At 55.8% G+C, this 24,106-nt stretch carries 26 protein-coding genes; 9 read left to right on the forward strand and 17 right to left on the reverse strand.

Going from position 1 to position 24,106, the window contains the following annotated elements; genetic code table 11:
• Position 1 precedes the first annotated feature (1 nt).
• From nuoC to AS136_RS07690, 4 genes are all read right to left on the reverse strand, one after another.
• The gene (gene nuoC, locus AS136_RS07675) at positions 2 to 1,810 is read right to left on the reverse strand and encodes an NADH-quinone oxidoreductase subunit C/D (protein WP_008803946.1); all 1,809 of its coding nucleotides are present in this window, start codon (positions 1,808 to 1,810) and stop codon (positions 2 to 4) included.
• An 87-nt stretch (positions 1,811 to 1,897) separates the two neighbouring features.
• Positions 1,898 to 2,572: an NADH-quinone oxidoreductase subunit NuoB gene (nuoB, locus tag AS136_RS07680; protein ID WP_002913178.1), complete on the reverse strand. Its 675-nt coding sequence runs from the start codon at positions 2,570 to 2,572 to the stop codon at positions 1,898 to 1,900.
• A 15-nt stretch (positions 2,573 to 2,587) separates the two neighbouring features.
• Entirely contained in the window at positions 2,588 to 3,034 is a 447-nt protein-coding gene (gene nuoA / locus AS136_RS07685) for an NADH-quinone oxidoreductase subunit NuoA (RefSeq protein ID WP_002913181.1), read from the reverse strand.
• 649 nt (positions 3,035 to 3,683) lie between these two features.
• Complete coding sequence (locus AS136_RS07690; RefSeq protein WP_008803945.1) at positions 3,684 to 4,610, reverse strand: LysR family transcriptional regulator; 927 nt, start codon at positions 4,608 to 4,610, stop codon at positions 3,684 to 3,686.
• A gap of 876 nt (positions 4,611 to 5,486) precedes the next feature.
• On the opposite strand from AS136_RS07690, the gene alaA reads away from it, so the two are divergent.
• Together alaA and yfbR are read left to right on the forward strand one after the other, a co-directional pair.
• Positions 5,487 to 6,704: an alanine transaminase AlaA gene (gene alaA, locus AS136_RS07695; RefSeq protein ID WP_008803944.1), complete on the forward strand. Its 1,218-nt coding sequence runs from the start codon at positions 5,487 to 5,489 to the stop codon at positions 6,702 to 6,704.
• Positions 6,705 to 6,785: 81 nt separating this feature from the next.
• Positions 6,786 to 7,385 carry a 5'-deoxynucleotidase gene (gene yfbR, locus AS136_RS07700; protein WP_002913188.1) on the forward strand — a complete coding sequence of 200 codons (600 nt, stop codon included), beginning with the start codon at positions 6,786 to 6,788 and terminating at the stop codon, positions 7,383 to 7,385.
• A 45-nt stretch (positions 7,386 to 7,430) separates the two neighbouring features.
• Here the strand turns inward: yfbR and AS136_RS07705 are convergent, their stop codons facing one another.
• From AS136_RS07705 to yfbV, 4 genes are all read right to left on the reverse strand, one after another.
• A complete protein-coding gene (locus AS136_RS07705; RefSeq protein WP_008803943.1) occupies positions 7,431 to 9,263 on the reverse strand; it encodes an SLC13 family permease in 1,833 nt (610 codons plus the stop codon).
• Between the two features lie 76 nt (positions 9,264 to 9,339).
• Positions 9,340 to 9,999: a sugar phosphatase gene (locus AS136_RS07710; RefSeq protein WP_008803942.1), complete on the reverse strand. Its 660-nt coding sequence runs from the start codon at positions 9,997 to 9,999 to the stop codon at positions 9,340 to 9,342.
• A gap of 11 nt (positions 10,000 to 10,010) precedes the next feature.
• Positions 10,011 to 10,505: a YfbU family protein gene (locus AS136_RS07715; protein ID WP_012540982.1), complete on the reverse strand. Its 495-nt coding sequence runs from the start codon at positions 10,503 to 10,505 to the stop codon at positions 10,011 to 10,013.
• A gap of 87 nt (positions 10,506 to 10,592) precedes the next feature.
• The gene (gene yfbV / locus AS136_RS07720) at positions 10,593 to 11,048 is read right to left on the reverse strand and encodes a terminus macrodomain insulation protein YfbV (RefSeq protein ID WP_002913194.1); all 456 of its coding nucleotides are present in this window, start codon (positions 11,046 to 11,048) and stop codon (positions 10,593 to 10,595) included.
• Positions 11,049 to 11,386: 338 nt separating this feature from the next.
• Between yfbV and ackA the strand changes: the two genes are divergently transcribed.
• Together ackA and pta are read left to right on the forward strand one after the other, a co-directional pair.
• Positions 11,387 to 12,589, forward strand: a complete 1,203-nt coding sequence (gene ackA, locus AS136_RS07725; protein ID WP_008803940.1) for an acetate kinase — start codon at positions 11,387 to 11,389, stop codon at positions 12,587 to 12,589.
• Positions 12,590 to 12,789: 200 nt separating this feature from the next.
• On the forward strand, positions 12,790 to 14,937 hold the full coding sequence (gene pta, locus AS136_RS07730; protein ID WP_012967509.1) for a phosphate acetyltransferase: 2,148 nt from the start codon (positions 12,790 to 12,792) through the stop codon (positions 14,935 to 14,937).
• 90 nt (positions 14,938 to 15,027) lie between these two features.
• Here the strand turns inward: pta and yfcD are convergent, their stop codons facing one another.
• From yfcD to yfcF, 3 genes are read right to left on the reverse strand one after another with little or no spacing between them, the layout of a single operon-like run.
• A complete protein-coding gene (yfcD, locus tag AS136_RS07735; protein ID WP_012540981.1) occupies positions 15,028 to 15,573 on the reverse strand; it encodes an NUDIX hydrolase YfcD in 546 nt (181 codons plus the stop codon).
• Between the two features lie 57 nt (positions 15,574 to 15,630).
• Positions 15,631 to 16,182 carry a phosphodiesterase gene (gene yfcE / locus AS136_RS07740; RefSeq protein ID WP_012967508.1) on the reverse strand — a complete coding sequence of 184 codons (552 nt, stop codon included), beginning with the start codon at positions 16,180 to 16,182 and terminating at the stop codon, positions 15,631 to 15,633.
• 56 nt (positions 16,183 to 16,238) lie between these two features.
• Complete coding sequence (gene yfcF, locus AS136_RS07745) at positions 16,239 to 16,883, reverse strand: glutathione transferase (RefSeq protein WP_022066032.1); 645 nt, start codon at positions 16,881 to 16,883, stop codon at positions 16,239 to 16,241.
• 190 nt (positions 16,884 to 17,073) lie between these two features.
• Between yfcF and yfcG the strand changes: the two genes are divergently transcribed.
• From yfcG to AS136_RS07760, 3 genes are all read left to right on the forward strand, one after another.
• Positions 17,074 to 17,703: a GSH-dependent disulfide bond oxidoreductase gene (yfcG, locus tag AS136_RS07750; protein WP_012967506.1), complete on the forward strand. Its 630-nt coding sequence runs from the start codon at positions 17,074 to 17,076 to the stop codon at positions 17,701 to 17,703.
• A 65-nt stretch (positions 17,704 to 17,768) separates the two neighbouring features.
• Positions 17,769 to 18,131: a dihydroneopterin triphosphate 2'-epimerase gene (gene folX, locus AS136_RS07755; RefSeq protein ID WP_002913200.1), complete on the forward strand. Its 363-nt coding sequence runs from the start codon at positions 17,769 to 17,771 to the stop codon at positions 18,129 to 18,131.
• A gap of 18 nt (positions 18,132 to 18,149) precedes the next feature.
• Positions 18,150 to 19,043 (forward strand): TIGR01777 family oxidoreductase, encoded by an 894-nt coding sequence (locus tag AS136_RS07760; RefSeq protein WP_022066031.1) that lies wholly within the window; start codon positions 18,150 to 18,152, stop codon positions 19,041 to 19,043.
• Here the strand turns inward: AS136_RS07760 and AS136_RS28585 are convergent.
• A complete protein-coding gene (locus AS136_RS28585) occupies positions 19,023 to 19,139 on the reverse strand; it encodes a hypothetical protein (protein ID WP_162822962.1) in 117 nt (38 codons plus the stop codon). The genes AS136_RS07760 and AS136_RS28585 overlap by 21 nt on opposite strands.
• A 119-nt stretch (positions 19,140 to 19,258) precedes the next feature.
• Between AS136_RS28585 and AS136_RS07765 the strand changes: the two genes are divergently transcribed.
• Positions 19,259 to 19,786, forward strand: a complete 528-nt coding sequence (locus AS136_RS07765; RefSeq protein ID WP_008803932.1) for a GNAT family N-acetyltransferase — start codon at positions 19,259 to 19,261, stop codon at positions 19,784 to 19,786.
• Between the two features lie 5 nt (positions 19,787 to 19,791).
• Here the strand turns inward: AS136_RS07765 and hisP are convergent, their stop codons facing one another.
• From hisP to argT, 5 genes are all read right to left on the reverse strand, one after another.
• Complete coding sequence (hisP, locus tag AS136_RS07770) at positions 19,792 to 20,565, reverse strand: histidine ABC transporter ATP-binding protein HisP (RefSeq protein ID WP_008803931.1); 774 nt, start codon at positions 20,563 to 20,565, stop codon at positions 19,792 to 19,794.
• Between the two features lie 7 nt (positions 20,566 to 20,572).
• The gene (gene hisM / locus AS136_RS07775; protein ID WP_002913207.1) at positions 20,573 to 21,289 is read right to left on the reverse strand and encodes a histidine ABC transporter permease HisM; all 717 of its coding nucleotides are present in this window, start codon (positions 21,287 to 21,289) and stop codon (positions 20,573 to 20,575) included.
• Positions 21,286 to 21,972, reverse strand: coding sequence for a histidine ABC transporter permease HisQ (locus AS136_RS07780; protein WP_004201769.1), 687 nt, complete (start codon positions 21,970 to 21,972; stop codon positions 21,286 to 21,288). Before AS136_RS07780 ends, hisM begins: the two co-directional genes overlap by 4 nt.
• A gap of 64 nt (positions 21,973 to 22,036) precedes the next feature.
• Positions 22,037 to 22,819: a histidine ABC transporter substrate-binding protein HisJ gene (gene hisJ, locus AS136_RS07785; protein WP_002913209.1), complete on the reverse strand. Its 783-nt coding sequence runs from the start codon at positions 22,817 to 22,819 to the stop codon at positions 22,037 to 22,039.
• A 267-nt stretch (positions 22,820 to 23,086) separates the two neighbouring features.
• The gene (gene argT / locus AS136_RS07790; RefSeq protein ID WP_002913210.1) at positions 23,087 to 23,869 is read right to left on the reverse strand and encodes a lysine/arginine/ornithine ABC transporter substrate-binding protein ArgT; all 783 of its coding nucleotides are present in this window, start codon (positions 23,867 to 23,869) and stop codon (positions 23,087 to 23,089) included.
• A 45-nt stretch (positions 23,870 to 23,914) separates the two neighbouring features.
• On the opposite strand from argT, the gene AS136_RS28590 reads away from it, so the two are divergent.
• Complete coding sequence (locus AS136_RS28590; RefSeq protein WP_012540975.1) at positions 23,915 to 24,076, forward strand: hypothetical protein; 162 nt, start codon at positions 23,915 to 23,917, stop codon at positions 24,074 to 24,076.
• Positions 24,077 to 24,106 lie beyond the last annotated feature (30 nt).

Consider the following 24,106-nt stretch of genomic DNA (forward strand, 5'->3'; position numbering starts at 1 on the left):
ATTAGCGGTCCACGTCTGACATAACAAAATCGATACTACCCAGATAGACGATCAGGTCGGATACCAGGCTGCCGCGGATCGCCGACGGGATCTGCTGCAGATGCGCAAAGCTCGGCGTACGCACGCGGGTACGGTAGCTCATGGTGCTGCCGTCGCTGGTCAGGTAGTAACTGTTAATCCCTTTGGTCGCCTCAATCATCTGGAAGGATTCGTTGGCCGGCATCACCGGGCCCCACGATACCTGCAGGAAGTGGGTGATCAGGGTTTCGATATGCTGCAGCGTGCGCTCTTTCGGCGGCGGCGTGGTCAGCGGGTGATCCGCTTTGAACGGGCCTTCCGGCATGTTATCGAGGCACTGCTGAAGAATGCGCAGGCTCTGGCGCAGCTCTTCGACTTTCAGCATCACGCGGGTGTAGCAGTCAGAGACGCCGCCCCCGGTCGGGACTTCGAAGTCGAAGTTTTCATAGCCAGAATAAGGACGCCATTTACGCACGTCGAAGCCGATACCGGTGGCGCGCAGGCCTGCGCCGGTGGTGCCCCACTCCAGCGCCTCTTTGGCGGTATAGGCTGCCACGCCGACGGAACGGCCTTTCAGAATAGTGTTGCGCAGCGCGGCTTTCTCGTAAGAATCCAGACGCTTCGGCATCCACTCGAGGAATTCCCGCAGCAGGCGATCCCAGCCACGCGGCAGATCGTGCGCGACACCGCCGATGCGGAACCACGCCGGGTGCATACGGAACCCGGTAATCGCTTCCACCAGATCGTAAATTTTCTGCCGATCGGTAAAGGCGAAGAAGACCGGCGTCATCGCGCCGACGTCCTGAATAAAGGTCGAGATATACAGCAGGTGGCTGTTGATGCGGAACAGTTCGGAGAGCATCACGCGGATCACATTCACGCGATCCGGCACGGTGATCCCGGCCAGTTTTTCCACCGCCAGCACGTACGGCATCTCGTTGACGCAGCCGCCGAGGTATTCAATACGGTCGGTATACGGGATGTAGCTGTGCCAGGACTGACGCTCGCCCATCTTCTCGGCGCCGCGGTGGTGATAACCGATGTCCGGTACGCAGTCGACGATCTCTTCGCCATCCAGCTGCAGAATAATACGGAATGCACCGTGGGCCGACGGGTGGTTCGGACCGAGGTTGAGGAACATGAAGTCCTCGTTGTCGGTGCTGCGCTTCATGCCCCACTCTTCCGGTTTGAAGGTCAACGCTTCCATCTCCAGATCCTGCTTGGCTTTGGTCAGCTCAAACGGATCGAATTCGGTAGCGCGCGCCGGATAGTCTTTACGCAGCGGGTGGCCTTCCCAGGTCGGCGGCATCATGATACGGCGCAGGTTCGGGTGGCCATCGAAGGTCATGCCAAACATTTCCCAGGTTTCACGCTCATACCAGTTGGCGTTGGGGAACAGTTTGGTGAAAGTCGGCAGATGCAGATCATTTTCAGACAGCGCCACCTTGAGCATGATGTCGCGGTTGCGGTCGATAGAAATCAGATGATAGAAAACGGAAAAATCCGCGGCGGGCAGGCCATCGCGGTGGGTGCGCAGACGTTCGTCCATGCCGTGCAGGTCAAACAACATCACGTAAGGCTTCGGCAATTTCTTCAGGAAATCACCCACCTCAAGCAGTTGCTCACGCTTCACCCACACCACCGGTACGCCGGTGCGGGTTGGCTGAACGGTAAAGGCATCCGGCCCAAAGCGGTTGCGCAGTTCGCCGATCACCGGGTCATCAAGGTGATCGCGGGTTTGCCAGGCTGGTGCGGCGTCATGCGCGGTTAAATCGGTCATATTGTTCACCATTGCAAAAGGTCCGTGGTGACTGCCGGGCGAGACTTCGCGTTGTTGTAGATTGATTTGCGAAGTGGTACTCCCGCCCGCAGGCGCAAATTAAATCTCGTCCGGCGTCCGCAGATTGGTCACTGCAATACGTTCGCCGCGTTTACGCTCGCGTTCCGACTGCATATTGGCGCGATAAACGCCCTGATCGCCAACCACCCATGAGAGCGGACGACGTTCTTTACCAATGGACTCCTGCAGCAGCATCAGCGCCTGCATATAGGCCTCTGGACGCGGCGGGCAGCCCGGGATGTACACATCGACCGGAATGAATTTATCCACGCCCTGGACGACGGAATAGATGTCGTACATGCCGCCGGAGTTAGCGCAGGCGCCCATGGAGATCACCCACTTCGGCTCCAGCATCTGATCGTACAGACGCTGAATAACCGGCGCCATTTTGGTAAAGCAGGTTCCAGCGACCACCATCAGGTCCGCCTGACGCGGAGAGGCGCGCAGAACTTCTGCCCCAAAACGCGCAACGTCATGCACCGCAGTGAATGACGTCACCATTTCCACATAACAGCAAGAAAGGCCGAAGTTATACGGCCAAATTGAGTTCTTACGGCCCCAGTTCACCATGTCATGCAGCGCGTGCTCGAGTTTCCCCATATACACGCTTTTATTGACTTCCTGCTCCAGGGGGTCGGTGACGATCTCCTGTTTCTGCAGGGGGTAACGGTCGTTCTCACCGTTAGGATCTATGCGGGTGAGCGTATAATCCATCTTATTGCCTCGCTTTTACTGCATATGACGGTTAGTGGGACTGTCTGTTTCCGGGTTAACCAGCGTGCGACGGGAACGCGCAGGCGTCCAGTCCAGTGCGCCGATGCGAACGAGATAAACCAGACCAGCCAGTAGCACTAAAATGAAAATTGCGGCTTCCACAAAGCCGACCCAGCCGCTCTCGCGGATAGAAGTCGACCATGCGTAGAGATACAGGGCTTCCACGTCGAAGATAACGAAGAACATGGCAACCAGATAAAACTTCGCAGAAAGACGTAAGCGGGCCGAACCAACGGAGTCGATCCCCGATTCAAACGGCGTGTTTTTGCTACGCGCGCGCGCGCGACCGCCAAGGTACCAGCCGCCGACGAGCATGAGGCAGCACAGGCCGATAGCGATGATGAGAAATATAGCGAATGCCCAATGATGAGCGATGACTTCAGTGGATGTTGACATACGCATTGCTTAACCAAAAAAGTGTAGCGCCAAAACCCTCTGCTCTTACTGGCAGATGAACGCCACAGCGTTTCACGGGAGGAATAAAAAAAACCGTGCAAAAAAGCGTCCCTGGTTGATGTGAGAAGCCCAGATGCCGTGGCTTTTTACCCCTTTCTTTAACCTTTTGTCAACTTTAACAAAAGTTTTCATAACATTAATTTACATTGGAATCTTTTCATTAACATTAAATGCCCTTTTATGCGAAATAACCTTGCATACTGTTCGGTTTTAGTGTTGTTGAATCGTGTCCGTTTCCGTCGTAAATCAAAAATCCCTTCTATTTTGACAGGATTTAGCCTCGATTCCTCCCCCCAAAGAGGGGTATTTTCTTGATCTGTGACACGGTTTTGTTAATTACCCCAGGAAATCGGCAACAATCCGTCCGGTTTTTTAACATTAGCAGGAAGTGTTGAAAGTGCAGGGAAAAGTCGACAAGGTGAGCGCCCGGTCACGCCAATACGCTGATTTTTCAGGAAAGAAATAAAAAAAACTTTCAAAACATCAATAATAGTGCAAAAAAAAGAGCCACCAGGCGGGAAACCCTCCCCTGAGGCTCTTTTTGCTCACTTACATTCTGTTACCAGTTTTTGTGATGTTTGTTAGAAAATTGCCCTCACAAAATGAAGGTGTTATCTCCCTCTTGCGGAGTAAGTGCCGGCCCCGTTCGCCAGGGGTCGCTCTCCTGACTCAGTGACTGAAAAATCACCTGCGGCAGCTCGCTCACCGTCTGCGGATTGCAACTGACCACATACCGGGTATCCGGCAGGCCAGGCAATCCATCGCTGATGCCAGCCACGCGCAAATCGGGGCTCATCATTTCGACGGGTCGCGCGGTGACGCCCAGCCCGGCTTTGACCGCCGCTTTCACCCCGGAGAGAGACGAAGCGCCATGGGCCAGATGCCATGGGACGCGGGCCGCCTCCAGCGCGGCAATAATATCCTGGCGGAATGGACCTGGCTCTTCGAGCAGGATCAGGGGAATAGACTCCCCTTTCGCCAGCACATATTCCGCCGCACAGTACCAGAGGGTCGGTGACGTTCTCAGGATGAAAGAGGTAAAGCCGGGAGGCTGATGGGTGGTCAGCGCCAGATCCACCCGCCCCTCGGCCAGCATCGCCATGATGGCGGCATGGGGATGCACTTTGATCTCCAGCGTCATTCTGGGATAGAAGCAGCCGATGCGGTTTAATAAAAACGGCAGGATGGTATCGGCCGTTTCTTCCGACGCGCCGATGGTCAATCCACCTTGCAGGCTGCCATACATCAGCGACATGCAGGCTTCATCGTTAAAACGCAGGATCTTGCGGGCATAGCCCAGTAGCTGGATGCCTTGCTCAGTCAGCAGTTTATTACGCCCGTGACGGGCGAAAAGCTCTTTGCCGACCAGCTGCTCCAGGCGTTGCATTTGCTGGCTGACCGCGGACTGGGTACGACACACTGCGGCGGCGGCGGCGGCGAAGGTGTTCAAATCAGCGACCGCCACAAAGGTGCGCAGCAGATCGAGATCAAGGTTGAGTATCGGACGTGTTGTATTAATCATCTTTCTTCACTTACAGGTGGCTAACGCTGACCTGCCTTGTTGATGCTTTACGCCAGGTTTCCGGCTATTCCCTGAGCCTCGTGCTCACCGTCAGATGGCGGATAAACAACTGGACGAACGTTATTACATGCCAAAGTACTCGTCTGGGCAAATGCGCAGAACCACGGAGTAATATATTGTTCGTATTTCTCATTGTTATTTATTACCACGGCCAGCCAGGTGTCATGCGTCGCTCCGGAAAAGCGGCCAGTGGTGGTGAGAAAGTCTCTCTTCCACCGCGCGTTCACACAGGGAAGAATGAACAATAAAATCCTGTAATAACAATATATTAAACATCAATCCAACCGGAGTGCTTACCGGCTATCACTGATATTAACGGCGATATTCTAACCGATTCCCGCCCTTTTTATAAGCCTAAATAAGGATTAACTCAGATAATTTTAAATTTTTTTCAACGTTTTATATAAATTAACAAACCTCAGATTATTACCTGTCAAAAATAATAATAATGCCCCCGCGGACTGTTTTTTATTGATATTATTTAACATCAAAATTACAAATCAGTCCCTATTGTATTAAGGATAGCGTTGTTTAGTCTGCCAACATTCTTCGTTCGCCCCTTCGTCACACAAACAAACCAGATAAATGATGGCAAAAAAGGCATATGGTCTACATATACGACCAAAAAAAGCATCATAAGCAGGTATAACCTACAACCTAAAACCGTAAGCGGCAGATAAATCAATTACGCTTAAAATCCTGCGTTAGCAAAATCTTCTCCTGCAAAGCCTTCAAAACAGCGGGGATGCGGAGTACATTGTTCCGTGCTGACTTCCACGGCAGGGAGTGGCGATAACAGCTAAAAGGTCAAGATTCATGTCCCCCATCGAAAAATCCAGCAAGTTAGAGAACGTCTGTTACGACATCCGTGGCCCGGTTCTGAAAGAAGCGAAACGTCTTGAGGAAGAAGGCAATAAAGTTCTGAAACTGAACATCGGCAACCCGGCGCCATTCGGCTTCGAGGCCCCTGACGAGATCCTCGTCGACGTCATCCGCAATCTGCCTACTGCCCAGGGTTACTGCGATTCGAAAGGGTTGTATTCGGCGCGCAAAGCCATCATGCAGCATTACCAGGCCCGGGGAATGCGTGATGTCACGGTAGAAGATATTTACATCGGCAACGGCGTGTCCGAACTGATTGTGCAGGCGATGCAGGCGCTGTTAAACAGCGGCGATGAGATGCTGGTTCCCGCGCCGGACTACCCACTGTGGACGGCGGCGGTGTCGCTTTCCAGTGGCAAAGCGGTCCACTATCTGTGTGACGAATCCGCTGACTGGTTCCCGGATCTTGACGATATCCGCGCAAAAATCACGCCGCGCACCCGCGGGATCGTGATCATTAACCCCAACAACCCCACCGGCGCGGTCTATTCCAAAGAACTGCTGCAGGAGATCGTCGAGATCGCCCGGCAGCATAACCTGATTATTTTCGCCGATGAGATCTACGATAAGATCCTCTACGACGAAGCCCAGCATCACTCGATTGCTGCTCTGGCGCCAGATCTGCTGACCGTGACCTTCAACGGACTGTCGAAAACCTACCGTGTTGCCGGTTTCCGTCAGGGGTGGATGGTGCTGAATGGCCCGAAAAAACACGCGAAGGGCTATATCGAAGGCCTGGAGATGCTGGCGTCGATGCGTCTGTGCGCCAACGTGCCGGCACAACATGCTATCCAGACGGCGCTGGGCGGCTACCAGAGTATCAGCGAATTCATCATTCCCGGCGGGCGCCTGTATGAACAACGCAACCGCGCCTGGGAGCTGATCAACGATATTCCGGGTGTCTCCTGCATGAAGCCAAAAGGCGCGTTGTATATGTTCCCGAAAATCGATGCCAAACGCTTCAATATTCACGACGACCAGAAAATGGTGCTCGACTTCCTGTTGCAGGAGAAAGTCCTGCTGGTGCAGGGTACCGCGTTCAACTGGCCGTGGCCGGATCATGTGCGCATTGTGACGCTGCCTCGTGAAGACGACCTGGAGATGGCGATCTCCCGCTTTGGCCGCTTCCTCTCCGGCTACCACCAGCTTTAATCGCTACGCCGCCGGCATTTGCATCCGGCGGCGATCCCTGCGCACAATGGAACCCGATGTTGTCACTGATTAAGGGTTCCTATGAGTCAGAGTCATTTCTTTGCCCACCTCTCCCGCCTGAAACTGATTAACCGCTGGCCGCTGATGCGCAACGTGCGCACCGAAAATGTCTCCGAACACAGTCTGCAGGTGGCGATGGTCGCCCATGCGCTGGCGGCAATTAAAAACCGTAAATTTGGCGGCCAGGTCAACGCCGAACGTATCGCCCTGCTGGCGATGTACCATGACGCCTCCGAAGTATTAACTGGCGACCTCCCTACCCCGGTGAAATATTTCAACTCCCAGATTGCCCAGGAATATAAGGCGATTGAGAAAATTGCTCAGCAAAAGCTGGTGGATATGGTCCCTGACGAGCTGCGCGATATTTTCGAGCCGCTGATTGATGAGCATCACTACAGTGAGGAAGAGCAGTCGATCGTTAAACAGGCTGACGCCCTCTGCGCCTACCTGAAGTGCCTCGAAGAGCTGTCTGCGGGTAACAACGAATTTCTGCTGGCCAAAGGCCGTCTGGAAAAGACGCTGGCGTCGCGGCGTAGCGCGGAGATGGATTACTTTATGCAGGTGTTTGTCCCGAGCTTCCAGCTGTCGCTGGATGAAATAAGCCAGGATTCGCCGCTGTAATTTTTCAGGCCGGGCAGCGGTTGCGCCCTACCCGGCCTGACCCCCTTAGAACGGAAACAGTACCGGGATCAGCAGCACGCAGACCACCATCACCAGTACGGTGAAGGGCACGCCAATCTTCACAAAGTCGCTGAAGGAATACTTACCCGGGCCAAGCACCAGGGTGTTGACCGGCGAGGAAACCGGAGTCATAAACGCCGCCGAAGCCGCCATCGCCACCACCATGGCGAAGGGATAGGGCGACACCCCCATTGACTTCGCTGCTGCCAGGGCTATAGGCGCCATCAGGACCGCGGTCGCGGTATTAGAGATGAACAGGCCTATCGCTGCGCACATTACAAACAGGCAGCCGAGCATCAGATAAGGCCCCTCGCTTCCGGCGACGTCCATCAGTCCCTTGACCACCAGATCTACCCCGCCGGTTTTCTGCAACGCCAGGGCAAACGGCATCATCCCGACAATCAAAATAATGCTTGGCCAGTGGATCGCCTTATAGGCGCTTTCGGCGTTGATGCAGCGGAATTTGCCCATCAGCAGGCAGGCGATGATCGCGGCAATCGGGTTGGGAATTTCATCAGTGAGCATCAGGGCTACCATCAACACCAGACAGAAAATCGCGTGCGGAGCCTGGCTGTGTGCCGGCGAAGCGTCATCCACTTCAACCGGCATATTGAGCACCACGAAATCACGCCCACGCTTCGCCAGCAGGGCAATTTGCCGCCAGTTGCCGACCACCAGCAGGATATCGCCGAGCTGCAGCGGCTCATCGACCACGGAACCATCCATCGCCTCGCCATCGCGCTTCATGCCGACGATATTGAGACCAAACCGGGTGCGGAACGCTATCTCACGCACCGTTTTCCCAATCATCTCCGAATCCGGGATCAGCGACACCTCCGCCATGCCCACATCCAGCGCCTGATCGGCAAAATACTCGCCGCGCAGCACCATCGGCTCGAGCATCTGCTCACCACAGAACTGGCGTAAGTCGACATCGGAGGCGGACATATCGATCAGCAGGACGTCGCGGGCGCGGAATTCCGATACCCCGTTGACGTTAACAATCACCCGACGGAACCGCCGCCAGCGTTCGACGCCGATGACGTTGGCACAGTACCGCTCACGCAGTTTTAAATCATCAAGACGCTGGCCGATCATCGGCGAACCAGGACGGATCGCCAGCCGGCGGGCGCGGCCAGTGAGGTGATATTCGCGGATCAGATCGCGGAAGGTGCTTCTTTTACGGCCATCACGCGCGGATTCGCCATTCTCTGTCTTCAGCATAAAGCGCACCGCCAGCATATAGACGATGCCCAGGATCAGCACCACCAGGCCAATCGGCGTGACGCTGAAAAAACTGAAGCCGTGCAGCCCTTCGCGCAGCAGTTCACTGTTGACGACCAGGTTGGGGGGCGTTGCGACCAGGGTCATCATCCCGCTGATAAGTCCGGCAAAGCTCAGCGGCATCATCAGCCGCGAGGGAGAGGTATTCATCCGCGCCGACACGCTGAGCACTACCGGAATGAAAATGGCGACCACCCCGGTTGAACTCATAAACGCACCCAGCCCGGCGACGGTGAGCATCAGGTAAACCAGCATCTTGGTTTCGCTGTTGCCCGCCACACTCACCAGCCACGCCCCCATCTTGGTGGCCACCCCGGTACGCACCAGGCCATCACCGATAATAAACAGGGCGGCAATCAGGATCACGTTAGGATCGCTGAACCCGGAAAAGGCTTCATTCAGCGTCAGCGTGCCGCTGAGGACGAAGGCGACAATGACCATCAGGGCGATAGCATCCATGCGCACCTTGCCGGTAGCAAACAGCACAACCGCGATAGCCAGAAGGGATAAAACCCAAATCAATTCACCGTTCACAACGTTTCCTTGTCACAAGTGGGAGTCGACATAGTGGCATAAAAAAGCCCCGGCAACGCGGGGCGAAATCATACGTTTACGCTTTAAGACGCACATTAACATAGCCGTCCGCCTGGCGTTCGATCACCAGATCGTCCAGGCTACTCAGCACGAGGTCGGCTTCATCCAGTCGAGGGGCATCGGCAGGCACGTTGACCGCGATGGTGCGACACCCCGCCGCCAGGCCGGAGAGCAACCCCGCCGGCGCATCTTCTACCACCGCGCACTGATCGGCCGGTAGTCCCAGCCGCTCGGCGCCCAGCAGATAGGCGTCCGGCGCCGGTTTTCCGTGTTTTACCTGCTCAGCGGTGATGAAGACCTCCGGCATCGGCAGGCCTGCCGCGCGATGACGCGCGTGGGCAACCGGCACCGACCCGGAAGTGACAATCGCCCATGGGATCCCAGCCTCATTGAGGGTACTCAGCAGGGTTAACGCCCCCGGCAGAGCGACAATGCCCTCGATATCAGTGGCTTCAATCTGCTCGAGGAAGCGGAATTCGGCCTGGATATCCTCCTCGCTACGACCCGGCATAAAATGGCGAATAGAGGTAATGGCCTGCTTGCCGTGAATAAAACTGAGAATTTCATCATGGTCAATGGCGAAACGATCGCCCCACTTACACCATGAACGCTCCACCACCGGCAAGGAATCCACCAGCGTCCCGTCTAAATCGAACAGGAAACCTTTACACTGCACGGGCACCTCCCTCAGGCATTGATAATTTGGTTAATTTCATTACTGCTCAGGTGATACTGGCGCGGACAGGCGTGCCAGACGCTCAGCATCCGCTGATATTTCTCCCACATCGGGGTCTGCGAGTTAAAGCCATGAGTGCCGGCGTCAAAATGGCTGTAGCGGCCTTCAATATTGACCATAAAGCGTACATAGCCGAGAAAACGCGCTTCGGTGGCGGCATCAAATCCGAGGAAGGTAACCCGACGCTCGTCGATACCCGCCGCGTCTTTCAGGTTGGTCCAGGAGACATGTAGCGCGTGGTACATCTCCATGATATCGATAACGGTACGGCAGGTTTCTTCCGTCAGCTGGCCAAACTCGCGGTCCAGTTCGCGCATCTGCAGCCCATACCCACGCTCAATGATGGTCTGCAGACGACGGTAGCGTTCCGCATTGTCCGGGTCGAGCATCGTCATCATTTTGTACTGATTGGATAAAATCAGACGCTGCGCATTGGTCATTTCCATGTTGTGACTCCTGTAGCACGGTAGGGCGTGAAATAAAGAAGGCGCATAAATCATGCGCCTTCTTTTATATGCGTTTTCCGTAGTGAATTACAAATCATCAAGGAAAGTTTTATCCAGTTGTTTGAAGGCGCGCTTAAGCGTGTCAGCCAGCGCCTGATAATCGGGCTTGCCTTCGACCGGCGCCAGCGCCTGCCCCGCCTCCTGCAGTTTGCCGCGCACTTCGTAAAACCAGTTAAGAATGGAGGGCGGCAGCGGCGTCACCGAACGCTTACCCAACCACCATAATCCCTGCATCGGCAGGCTCAGGGCAAACAGCGCGGTGGCGACAGCGGGACCCAGCTGGCCGCCCAGGGCTATCTGCCAGCACAGCGTAAAAATGGCGATCGGCGGCATGATACGGATAGCATAGCGGGTGGCACGAATAATGCGGTTTTCGATAAACACCGGCGCGAGGCGCTTGTCGAGAGGCCAGGTCTTTGCGTAATGCTGCCCGCGGTTGAACAAGCTAAAGAAGCTAACGGGGCGTTTCTCAGGGGTCGACATGGCTTTACCTCAACTTTACATATAAAACTTAAAAAATTCGTGCAAAACACCAACTATGCATGACATCGTTCAAAAGATTTTGGCAAAGGATGCCGCAATCAGGTATCCTGTGCCCGCCTGAAAGGGCGGATAGACTCTTTTGCCAGGCTAGTCAAATTATCGCATATTCTGCCATTGGCTGAAAATTATGCAAAATGGCATAAAATCAAATGTACTTCTCTCATCGTGCCCGAAAACAGAACAAGGCATGATGTTAATCATAAATGTCGAGGTCATCCTGCGCTACGCTAATGACACACTGACGTTTTTTTAGCCACGTATCATAAAAAGGTACTTCCATGTCGAGTAAGTTAGTACTGGTTCTGAACTGCGGTAGCTCCTCTCTGAAATTTGCTATCCTTGATGCCGTTAACGGCGACGAATATCTGTCCGGTTTAGCGGAATGCTTCCACCTGCCGGAAGCCCGTATCAAATGGAAAATTGACGGCGGCAAGCAAGAAGCTGAATTAGGCGCCGGTGCCGCGCACAGTGAAGCACTGAACTTTATCGTTAACACTATTCTGGCACAAAAACCAGAACTGTCTGCTCAGCTGACCGCAATCGGCCACCGTATCGTACACGGCGGTGAAAAATACACCAGCTCCGTGGTGATCGACGAGTCTGTGATTCAGGGTATTAAAGACGCAGCGTCTTTCGCACCGCTGCACAACCCGGCACACCTGATCGGCATCGCTGAAGCGCTGAAATCCTTCCCGCATCTGAAAGACAAAAACGTGGCCGTATTCGATACGGCGTTCCACCAGACCATGCCGGAAGAATCCTATCTCTACGCCCTGCCGTACAGCCTGTACAAAGAGCATGGCGTTCGTCGTTACGGCGCGCACGGCACCAGCCACTTCTATGTGACTCAGGAAGCCGCTAAGATCCTGAACAAGCCGGTGGAAGAGCTGAACATCATCACCTGCCACCTCGGCAACGGTGGTTCTGTTTCCGCTATCCGTAACGGTAAATGCGTTGATACCTCTATGGGGCTGACGCCGCTGGAAGGTCTGGTGATGGGTACCCGCTCCGGCGACATCGACCCGGCAATCATCTTCCATCTGCACGACACCCTGGGCATGAGCGTTGACGCGATCAACAAAATGCTGACCAAAGAGTCCGGCCTGCTGGGTCTGACCGAAGTCACCAGCGACTGCCGCTACGTGGAAGACAACTACCAGGAAAAAGCCGACGCTAAACGCGCGATGGACGTCTACTGCCACCGCCTGGCGAAATACATCGGCTCCTACACCGCGCTGATGGACGGTCGTCTCGACGCCGTTATCTTCACCGGCGGTATCGGTGAAAACGCCGCGATGGTGCGTGAACTGTCGCTGGGCAAACTGGGCGTCCTGGGCTTCGAAGTTGACCACGAACGTAACCTGGCTGCCCGTTTCGGCAAGTCTGGCTTCATCAACAAAGAAGGCACCCGTCCTGCCGTGGTTATCCCGACCAACGAAGAACTGGTCATCGCGCAAGACGCCAGCCGTCTGACCGCTTAATTCCACACCGCCAGCCATAACCTTCAATAATTCGAGCTGCAGGAAGGCGGCGACGCAGCAAATCCCCGGTCACGTACACAGCGTACGCGACCGGGGTGAGCAAGTAGAGCCAACGCGCATGCAACTTGAAGTATGACGGGTAGCTGGTGGTGCTGTTTTGTATCCCGCCTGATACTGGCGGTAACGAAAGAGGATATACCGTGTCCCGTACTATCATGTTAATTCCTACCGGTACCAGCGTAGGCCTGACCAGCGTCAGCCTCGGTGTGATCCGTGCTATGGAACGCAAAGGCGTTCGTCTGAGCGTCTTTAAACCAATCGCCCAACCGCGCTCCGGTGGCGATGCGCCAGACCAGACCACCACCATCGTTCGCGCCAGCTCCTCCACGACCACCGCCGCTGAACCGCTGAAGATGAACCACGTTGAATCTCTGCTCTCCAGCAATCAGAAAGATGTGCTGATGGAAGAGATCATCGCCAACTATCACGCGAACACTCAGGATGCGGAAGTAGTACTGGTGGAAGGCCTGGTGCCGACCCGTAAGCATCAGTTCGCGCAGGCGCTGAACTTTGAAATCGCCAAAACGCTGAACGCGGAAATCGTCTTCGTGATGTCGCAGGGCACCGATACGCCAGAGCAGCTGAACGAGCGTATTGAACTGACCCGCAACAGCTTTGGCGGCGCGAAAAACACCAGCATTACCGGCGTTATCGTCAACAAACTGAATGCACCGGTCGACGAGCAGGGCCGTACCCGTCCTGACCTGTCCGAAATCTTCGACGACTCGTCGAAAGCGAAAGTCGTGAAGATCGACCCGGCTCAGCTGCAGAAAGGCAGCTCCCTGCCAGTACTGGGCGCGGTGCCGTGGAGCTTCGATCTGATCGCCACCCGCGCGATCGACATGGCGCATCACCTGAATGCCACCATCATCAACGAAGGCGATATCAACACCCGCCGCGTGAAATCCGTGACCTTCTGCGCGCGCAGCATCCCACACATGCTGGAGCACTTCCGTGCAGGCTCGCTGCTGGTCACCTCGGCAGATCGTCCTGACGTGCTGGTCGCTGCCTGCCTGGCCGCGATGAACGGCGTGGAAATCGGCGCCATCCTGCTGACCGGCGGCTATGAAATGGACGCGCGCATCAGCAAGCTGTGCGAACGTGCCTTCGCCACCGGCCTGCCGGTGTTTATGGTCAATACCAATACCTGGCAGACCTCCCTGAGCCTGCAGAGCTTCAACCTCGAAGTACCGGTTGACGATCACGAGCGCATCGAGAAAGTTCAGGAATACGTGGCCAACTACATCAACGCCGACTGGATCGAATCGCTGACCGCGACCTCCGAGCGCAGCCGCCGTCTCTCCCCGCCAGCCTTCCGCTACCAGCTGACCGAGCTGGCGCGCAAAGCCGGCAAACGCGTTGTCCTGCCGGAAGGCGACGAACCGCGTACCGTGAAAGCCGCCGCTATCTGTGCGGAACGTGGCATCGCCACCTGTGTGCTGCTGGGTAACCCGGATGAGATCAACCGCGTTGCCGCAGCGCAGGGCGTTGAGCTGGGCGCGGGTATCGAAATCGTCGACCCGGAAGTGGTTCGCGAAAGCTACGTGGCTCGCCTGGTCGAACTGCGTAAGAGCAAGGGCATGACCGAAGCCGTCGCTCGCGAGCAGCTGGAAGACAACGTGGTTCTCGGCACCCTGATGCTGGAACAAGACGAAGTCGACGGCCTGGTGTCCGGCGCGGTTCACACCACCGCCAACACCATTCGTCCGCCGCTGCAGCTGATCAAAACCGCACCGGGCAGCTCGCTGGTCTCTTCCGTATTCTTCATGCTGCTGCCGGAACAGGTTTATGTCTACGGCGACTGCGCGATCAACCCGGATCCGACGGCAGAACAGCTGGCGGAAATCGCCATTCAGTCCGCTGACTCCGCCATTGCTTTCGGTATCGAACCGCGCGTAGCGATGCTCTCCTACTCCACCGGTACCTCCGGCGCGGGTAGCGATGTTGAGAAAGTCCGCGAAGCGACCCGTCTGGCGCAGGAAAAACGTCCTGACCTGATGATCGATGGCCCGCTGCAGTACGACGCCGCCGTCATGGCTGACGTGGCGAAATCCAAAGCGCCGAATTCGCCGGTTGCTGGCCGCGCGACCGTGTTCATCTTCCCGGATCTGAACACCGGTAACACCACGTACAAAGCGGTACAGCGCTCTGCCGACCTGATCTCCATCGGGCCGATGCTGCAGGGTATGCGCAAGCCGGTCAACGACCTGTCTCGTGGCGCCCTGGTTGACGATATCGTCTATACCATCGCTCTGACCGCGATCCAGTCAGCTCAGCAGCAGAAGTAATTCCCCGCTGAGATAAAAGCAAAAGGCAGCCAGATGGCTGCCTTTTTTCGTCAGGAGGCGAGCAGCTGTTGCTGCTGCGCGATTGCGGTATTACTCGCCCTCTTCCGCGTCATCATACTCATTACCCGCGTTACGGGTCATCCACAGCGCCAGCGCTTTCAGCGAGTCCGGCGTGAATTCATCGCAGCGGGCGGTGATCTCTTCCGGCGTTAACCAACACACCTCGCTGACCTCTTCTTCCTGCAGCGCAAATGGCCCATGCGAGACGCAGCTGAACAGGCTTCCCCAGACGCGACAGAACTTATCTTCGTAGTAAAACTGACCGTGATCGGCAAACGGTACTCCCGCGATGCCTAACTCTTCTTCGGCCTCGCGACGGGCAGACTCCAGCAGTTGCTCATCGGCCTGAACGACGCCTCCGGCGGTGGCATCCAGCATGCCCGGATGAAAGTCTTTTGTCTCGGTGCGTCGCTGCACCAGAATTTTTCCCATTCCGTCGTGAACGACGATATAGGTCGCCCGGTGACGCAGGCACTGCGCGCGCATCTGCTCGCGGCTGGATTGTGCTATCACCTCATTGTTTTCATTAACAATATCGACCCATTCTGTGCTTGCCAAATGATTCTGTTCCGCCATCAGGAAACCTTACTTTGAAAGCGCTCTCGCGGCGCGTCTTTATGATTGAGGGCTAAATTACGGGTAAATTGCGACCTCTGCAATAACCTGATTATCATTGAGTGCTAAAACCTGCAGACGCCCCTGATCCAGCAGCCCATAGCTGGCGGAATATCCCCCTTTCGGGATACTCACTGAGCCAGGGTTAAACAGGTAGATCGCACCGCGTTTTTCCGCAACCGGAATATGAGTATGGCCGTAAGCCAGAACATCGCCAGCGTCCAGCGGCGGCAAATTTTCCGGGCTATAAAGATGGCCATGGGTCAGAAACAGGCGGTAGCGTTCGCTGAGCACCTGTTGCCAGGGCGCGGTCATGGGAAAACGAAGTAGCATCTGATCCACTTCGCTGTCGCAATTGCCGCGAACGGCAATAATGCGCTCCGCCACGCTGTTAAGCCGCTCGGCCACCTCCGCCGGCGCATACCCTTCCGGCAGCGCATTGCGTGGCCCGTGATTGAGCACATCGCCGAGAATAATAAGCCACCTGGCGCCGCTTTGCGCGAACCGTTCAAGCACGCGTTCCGTAGCGGGCAGCGAACCGTGAATATCGGAGGCAAACATCAGTTTCATAGATTCCATCTCCACTGGTTACAATGCCACTATGATAGCGGAAGCGCGGCGGGCGATCAGCCTGCGCGTTTGGCGGAAAGCGCGGCGTAACGCTGGATTGAGGCCCGTTGCCACTGAAAAGTCGCATAATCGGCCAGCGTCTCCGGCACCTCATCGCCATTGAGAACCAGACGATTGAGCATCAGCGCCAGGTCGGCGTCGGCAATGGACCATTCGCCAAATAAATTTTGCCCGCCGTGGGCCAGTAGCATGGCGGCGGTGGTAAACAGTTTTTCCGCAGATTGCTTGCCTGCCTCGCTGAGGGCCGGCATTTTCGCCCCGCCAAACACCACGGCGGTCGATCGCTCTTCACGAATCGGCACCAGATCGCTGCGCAGCCAGGCCTGGATCTGCCGGGCGCGGGCGCGTTTTTGCAGATCATGCGGGTAAATGCGCTCCCACTCCGGCGGGGCGAAACGCTCATCCAGATACTCGGTAATCGCCGAGGACTCGCTCAGCGCGAAATCATCAACCTCCAGCAGCGGTACGCGACGGGTGGCGGTATAGCCCGTCCAGCCGGCCTGCAGATGTTCGCCGCGGTTCAGGTCGACGGTTTTAAGGCTAAAAGGCAGGCTCTTTTCCTGCAGGGCGACATAGACAGACATCACATACGGTGAGAAAAAATCGGCATCGGACCACAGGGTAATCACAGGCTGGCTCATGGCTTCCTCAAGGATGGTAGACAGGACAATAAGCCAACATAGCCTGGCTTGCCGGGGATGTCACTGCTCGTCCGCGCGTCAGCATCACGTGGCTGCCTCCAGACCGATGCGCCGCTCGCGGATTTCCACCCGGGTTGCGCAGCTTCACCTATACTCGAACAGTTTGCGACCCACGACGGCGGGAAATATTATGATCGATCTCTACTATGCACCCACCCCAAACGGCCACAAAATCACCCTGTTTCTCGAAGAGGCGCAGCTGGCCTATCGGCTAATTCGGGTCGATATCGGCAAAGGGGAGCAGTTTCATCCACAGTTTCTGGCGATTTCGCCGAATAACAAAATCCCGGCGATTGTCGACCATATGCCTGTCGATGGCGGGGCGCCGTTGAGCGTCTTCGAGTCCGGCGCCATCCTGCTCTATCTGGCGGAGAAAAGCGGCAAGCTGCTGAGCGGTGAGCTGCGGGAGCGCTATATTACTCTGCAATGGCTATTCTGGCAGGTCGGCGGTCTTGGGCCGATGCTGGGACAAAATCAGCATTTTGCCCACTCGGCGCCGCAAACGGTGCCCTATGCCATTGAACGTTTTCAGGTGGAAACCCAGCGACTGTACGGGGTTCTCAACCACCGCCTCGAAGCCAGTCCGTGGCTTGGCGGCGACCATTACAGCATCGCCGATATTGCCGCCTGGCCCTGGGTCAACAACCATGTCCGACAGCGTATCGATCTGGCGAACTACCCGGCGGTGCATAACTGGTATGAGCGCATTAAGCAGCGACCGGCGACCATTGAAGCGATGCTAAAAATTCAGCCTTATTAACCCCCTGCTCGCCCGTCGCGCTTTGTTGTATGATTGCAGAACTTACAACACGGAGGAAGCCTGCAATGTCTCAACCAGACGCCATTATTCGTATTAAGAACCTGCGCCTGCGTACTTTTATTGGAATTAAAGAGGAAGAGATCGCCAACCGCCAGGACGTGGTGGTGAATGTGGCGATTCACTATCCCGCCGATAAGGCGCGCGATAGCGAAGACATCAATGATGCGTTGAACTACCGCACCATTACCAAGCGCATCATCAGCCATCTTGAGAATGGCCGTTTCTCGTTGCTGGAAAAATTAACTCAGGATGTGCTGAATATCGCATGCGAACATCACTGGGTCACATATGCTGAAGTGGAGATCGATAAACTTCATGCGCTACGCTATGCCGACTCGGTGTCGATGACCATGAGCTGGCGGCGATAACGATGTCAGGGAGGTGGTATGAAGATCCTGCTTACGGGTGGCACCGGCCTGATTGGCCGACATCTGATACCCCGGTTGCTGGAGCTGGGGCATAGCGTCACGGTTTCCACGCGGCACCCGGATAGCGCCCGCGCCCGCCTCGATCCGCGCGTCACGCTGTGGCGCGATTTCGAAGGCCATCACCACCTCAATGATATTGATGCCGTTATTAATCTGGCAGGTGAGCCCATAGCTGATAAACGCTGGACGGCCGAGCAGAAACAACGCTTGTGCCATAGCCGCTGGGATCTCACTCAGCGGCTGGTGGGCCTGATCCACGCCAGCGACACGCCTCCCTCCGTGCTGATCAGCGGGTCTGCCACCGGCTACTACGGCGATCTCGGCGAGGTGGTGGTGACCGAAGAAGAACCACCGCACAATGAGTTTACCCATAAGCTTTGCGCCCGCTGGGAGCAAATTGCCTGCGAAGCGCAAAGCGAACGTACCCGCGTCTGCCTGCTGCGCACCGGCGTGGTACTGGCCCCGCGGGGCGGTATTCTCGGCAAAATGACGCCCGCCTTTAAGCTCGGCCTCGGTGGGCCTATCGGCAGCGGCAGACAGTATCTGGCCTGGATCCATATCGACGATATGGTTAACGGCATTCTGTGGCTGCTGGATAACGATCTACGCGGTCCGTTCAATATGGTTTCTCCCTACCCGGTGCATAACGAACAGTTCGCCCACGCCTTGGGTCATGCGCTCAATCGACCAGCCATTTTCCGCGTTCCTGCCGCTGCTATTCGCCTGCTGATGGGTGAGTCTGCCGTCCTGGTACTCGGTGGCCAGCGCGCGCTGCCTAAGCGACTGGAAGCCGCTGGCTTCGCCTTCCGCTGGTACGATCTGGAAGAAGCGCTAAAGGATGTGCTGAGTTAATGGCTGACACAGGGGAGCATTGGCCCTCCTGATTCCATTCTGCTGGCTCATGCTCCACGCCTGGATGGCCTCCCCCTGGCGCTGCAGCATCGCCATATTCAGGACAACCAGCGCCCTTAATCGCCTGAATTCACCGCCAGCCGGCCGGTTTGCCGATGTTACCTGGCGAAGCAAAGTGCTAAGGTAGGCTTTTCTTTCTGCGTATTGACTGCTTTATGACAACCATCACCACACCACGCCTTTCGCTTACCCGCTTTGTTACCGATGACTGGCCCTTTTTTCTGCGCCTGCGCCAGGATCCGCTGGTGATGCGTTTTATGGGGGAAGTGTTAAGCGAGACGGCGCTACGCAGCGTGTTTGCCAGCCGCTGTGCCGATCCCGGGGTGTTTGTTTTGCGTGATAAACGCGGCGACGCGCTGGGCGATATTGGGCTCCGCATCAGTCCGAAAAATCCGCACGAGGCTGACGTCGGCTACGCCCTGTTACCGCAGGCTCAGGGAAGAGGCTATGCCAGCGAAGCGCTGCGCGCGATCTGCGATTATGGTTTCAGCACGCTGGGGGTGCAGGCCATCAATGCCTGGGTGCTGAGTGAAAATCATGGCTCATCGCGCCTGCTGGAGAAACAAGGCTTTGTGCGCACCCAGGTGCTGGAGAAAGCCTATCATCTGAACGGCATCGATTACGATGACTGGATCTATCGGCTGGAGCGGGAAGCTCACCCGACGCCTACAGACGCCGGGTGAGCCGGTTATTTCAGCGACCCTTTCAGAAACTGCTGCAGGCGCGGGCTTTTCGGCGCGCCAAACAGCGCGTCCGGATGGCCTTCTTCTTCAATTTTGCCCTGATGCAGGAAAATAACATGCGAAGAGACGTGGCGGGCAAAGCCCATTTCGTGGGTCACCACCACCATGGTTTTTCCCTCTTCCGCCAGCTGCTGCATGATACGCAACACTTCGCCCACCAGTTCCGGATCCAGAGCGGACGTTGGCTCATCAAACAGCAGCACTTCCGGCTCCATCGCCAGCGCGCGGGCAATCGAGACACGCTGCTGCTGGCCGCCGGAGAGATGCACCGGGTATTTCGCCTGCTGACGTTCGTCAATCCCGACCTTGGCCAGGTATTTTACCGCGCGATCGCGCGCTTCCTGTTTGCTTAAGCCCAGCACCTGAATCGGCGCCTCCATGACGTTCTCCAGCACCGTCATATGGCTCCACAGATTGAAATGCTGGAACACCATGGTCAGGCGGGTGCGCAGCAGGCGCAGCTGGTTCTTATCAGCCACCTTCAGCTGGCCGTCCTTATCCCGCACCAGGCCAATATTCTGGCCACTGACGACGATCGTGCCTTCGCTCGGTTTTTCAAGGAAGTTAATGCAGCGCAAAAAGGTACTTTTTCCGGAACCCGATGAACCGATGATACTGATAACGTCCCCGGCTTTCGCCTGCAGGGAGACGCCCTTCAGCACCTCGTGTTCCCCATAGCGTTTGTGCAGATCGATAACGTTTAATTTATTGTCGGACATGGCGTTCTCAATGCGTCGAAGAAGGTTTGATATGCTGCAACCAGCGCTTTTCCGCTTTACGGAACAAGCTAATCAGCACATACGAGATAATTAAATAGAGCACCGCGGCGATGCCAAAGGCGGTGAACGGCTGATAGGTCGCGGAGTTAATATCGCGAGCGATTTTCAGCAGATCCGGCACCGTAGCGGTAAACGCCAGCGCGGTGGAGTGCAGCATCAGGATCACTTCGTTACTGTAGGCCGGTAGCGCAATGCGCAGCGCGGAAGGCAGAATAATGCAGCGGTACAGTTTGACGGACGAGAAGCCGTAGGCCCGTGCCGCTTCAATTTCTCCGGCAGGTACTGAGCGGATCGCCCCGGCGAAAATTTCAGTGGTATAGGCGCAGGTATTCAGGGTTAACGCCAGCACCGTGCAGTTTAGCCCGCTGCGGAAAAAAGCGTTCAGCAGCTCCGTGCCTTTGACGATTTCCAGGGTATACATGCCGGAGTAAAAAACCAGCAGTTGTACATACAGCGGCGTGCCGCGAAAGATGTAAGTGAACAACCAGATGGGGAACTGGATAAATTTATTGCTCGAGACGCGGCCAATGGCCAGAAACACCGCCAGAATGCCGCCCATCACCACCGAAGAGATCAGCAACCACAGGGTAATCGCCACGCCGGTAAAGCGATAGCCGTCGGTCCACAGCAGTGATTTCCAGTACTCCTGAATAATTTCAATCACAGGTCAGCCCTCTTCACGCCAACGGTATAGCGGCGTTCGAGCAGCAGCAGTACGCCATTAGAAAGGGTGGTAAACACCAGATAAATCAGGCCGCAGACGATGGCGAAATAGAACGGCTGCCAGGTGCTTTTCCCAGCCAGCTGCGTGGCTTTGACCACATCCTCCAGCCCCAGCAGCGAGACCAGCGCCGTTGCCTTGAGAATAACCTGCCAGTTGTTGCCGATCCCCGGCAGCGCGTAGCGCATCATCGCCGGGAACAGAATACGCCGGAACGTCTGCCCGCCGCTAAAGCCAAAGGCGGTAGCCGCTTCGATATGCCCCTTCGGCACCGCAAGGTAGGCGCCGCGGAAAGTTTCCGTAAAATAGGCGCCATAGATAAAGCCGAGGGTAATAATCCCGGCGATCATCGGATCGATATCAAACTGCGCCATGCCCAGCGCATCGGTGACGCTGTTCAGCGCAATCTGCAGGCCATAGAAAATCAGCAGCATCAGCACCAGATCGGGCACGCCGCGAATCAGTGTGGTATAGCCTTCAAATACCAGCGCCAGAGGACGGTTGCTCGATAACTTTGCGCCAGCGCCCGCCAGCCCTATCAGGACGGCGAGAACGACCGAGCTGAGCGCAAGCTCCAGGGTGACGAGCGCACCCTGCAAAATAACCTGTGAAAACCCATACAGCATGCTGCCTACCCTGTCTGTCATTCACCATTGCGCGCGAAACGCACGCAATGGTGAGGCGTGAGAATTATTCGCCGTATACGTTAAAATCGAAGTATTTTTTCGCCAGTTTGTCGTAGGTGCCGTCCTTACGCATCTCTGCAAACGCCTTATTCAGCGCTTCACGCAGTTCGTTGTCTTCCTTACGCAGCCCCATACCGGTACCGACGCCGAACAGCTTCTCGTCTTTAATTGACGGGCCGCCAAACTGGTAATCTTTACCGATTGGCTGTTTCAGGAACCCTTCGCTGGCCGCAACCTCATCCTGGAACGCGGCGTCGATACGGCCGGCGGTCAGGTCGGAATAGATATTGTCCTGCCCCTGATAGGAGACAATTTCGATACCTTTCGGCGCCCAGTGCTCATTGCCATAGGTTTCCTGAGTCGTCCCCTGCAGCACGCCCACGCGCTTACCCTTCAGGGTGGCGAGATCCGGCGTTACCGGGCTGCCCTTTTTCACCACCAGACGCGAATCTGCCGCGTACAGCTTGTCGGTGAAGGCAATTTCCTGCTGGCGCTTTTCGGTAATCGACAGCGAAGACATAATCGCGTCGATTTTCTTCGCTTTTAAGGAGGGGATCAGCGCATCCAGCGGGTTTTCAACAAAGGTACATTGGGTATTAATACGCTTACACAGCTCTTTTGCCAGATCGATATCAAAACCGACCAATTCTCCCTGCGCATTCTTCGATTCGAAGGGGGCATAAGTCGGATCGGTGCCAATACGAATTTTTTGCGGAATGGCGGCAAAGACTGTGGAAACGCTGGAAAGGGCCAGCGCTAAAGAGAGAGACAACGCCAGTTTTTTCATAACTATCCTCGACAGACTGTCATTCTAACGGGTTTATTAGAACTATTTACGCCAGTTATCGTGCCATTATTCGCCCCTTAAGGGCAAAGATTTATGCACCAGAAAGGCCGATTTTTTGCATCAGAAACGCTTAACTATGCATTTTTTAGCCAAAAAAATGGCTGCTTTTGCACTGAAATGATCCGCAGCGTGTTTGGATGCACCATTTTGGGGCATGGATACGAACCTGGCGGCAGGCCCACCCTATTGTGCGGGCCTGCAGCAGTCTTAGTCGCCGTACACGTTAAAATCGAAGTATTTCTTCGCCATTTTGTCGTAGGTGCCGTCTTTGCGCATCTCGCCCAGCGCTTTATCAAACGCGGCTTTCAGCTCGGCGTCGTCCTTACGCAGGCCGATACCGGTGCCGTCGCCAAAGTACTTTTTGTCTTTAACGGACGGGCCGGCGAAGGCGAAATCTTTCCCGGCAGGCTGTTTCAGGAAGCCTTCGCTGGCGGCGACTTCATCCTGCAGCGCCGCATCCAGACGGCCAGCTGCGAGATCTGAATAGATCAGGTCCTGGTTCTGGTAAGCCACCACGTCAACGCCCTGGCTGCGCCAGCGGTCGTTAGCATAGGCTTCCTGAGTCGAACCTTGCAGCACCCCGACGTGCTTGCCTTTCAGCGCCTCCAGCGTCGGCTGGATCGGCGACCCTTTGGCGGCGATCAGACGCGAGTCAGCGGCATAAAGCTTGTCAGAGAAAGCGATCTCTTGCTGACGCTTCTCGGTAATGGAGAGCGAAGAGATGATGGCGTCAATTTTCTTCGCCTTGAGGGAGGGGATCAGAGAGTCAAAATCACTGCCGACCCAGGTACATTTCACCTTAATTCGGGAGCACAGTTCGTTGCCTAAATCGATATCAAAACCAACAAAGTCCCCTTTTGCGTCTTTCGACGAAAATGGCGCATAGGTCGCGTCAGTGCCAATGCGAATGCTCTGCGGCAGAGCAGCAAACACGCTGGCCGTGCTGCTCATTCCCACGAGTAAAGAGAGAGCCAGAATCGTCTTCTTCATACAGTACCCTTAAGTGTCGTGTCGTGATGTGGTGCGTTGCTTGTTATGGTGATTGCCGATCAATCCTGCAGTTTTTGTGCCATCTTCCCGGTGCGTGCCGGGAACAGGGTTAAATTTGTTAAAATAAAGTTGCAGGATTGTCTTGGAAGGGAAGATACCAGCATTACTGGCGAAACCGCAGTGCCTCAGCGCAAAAAGACGAAATAAATGTCGAGGATTTGATCGGGACGACAAATT

The sequence above is a fragment of the Klebsiella sp. D5A genome, from assembly GCF_001620885.1.
Lineage (GTDB): Bacteria > Pseudomonadota > Gammaproteobacteria > Enterobacterales > Enterobacteriaceae > Klebsiella > Klebsiella variicola.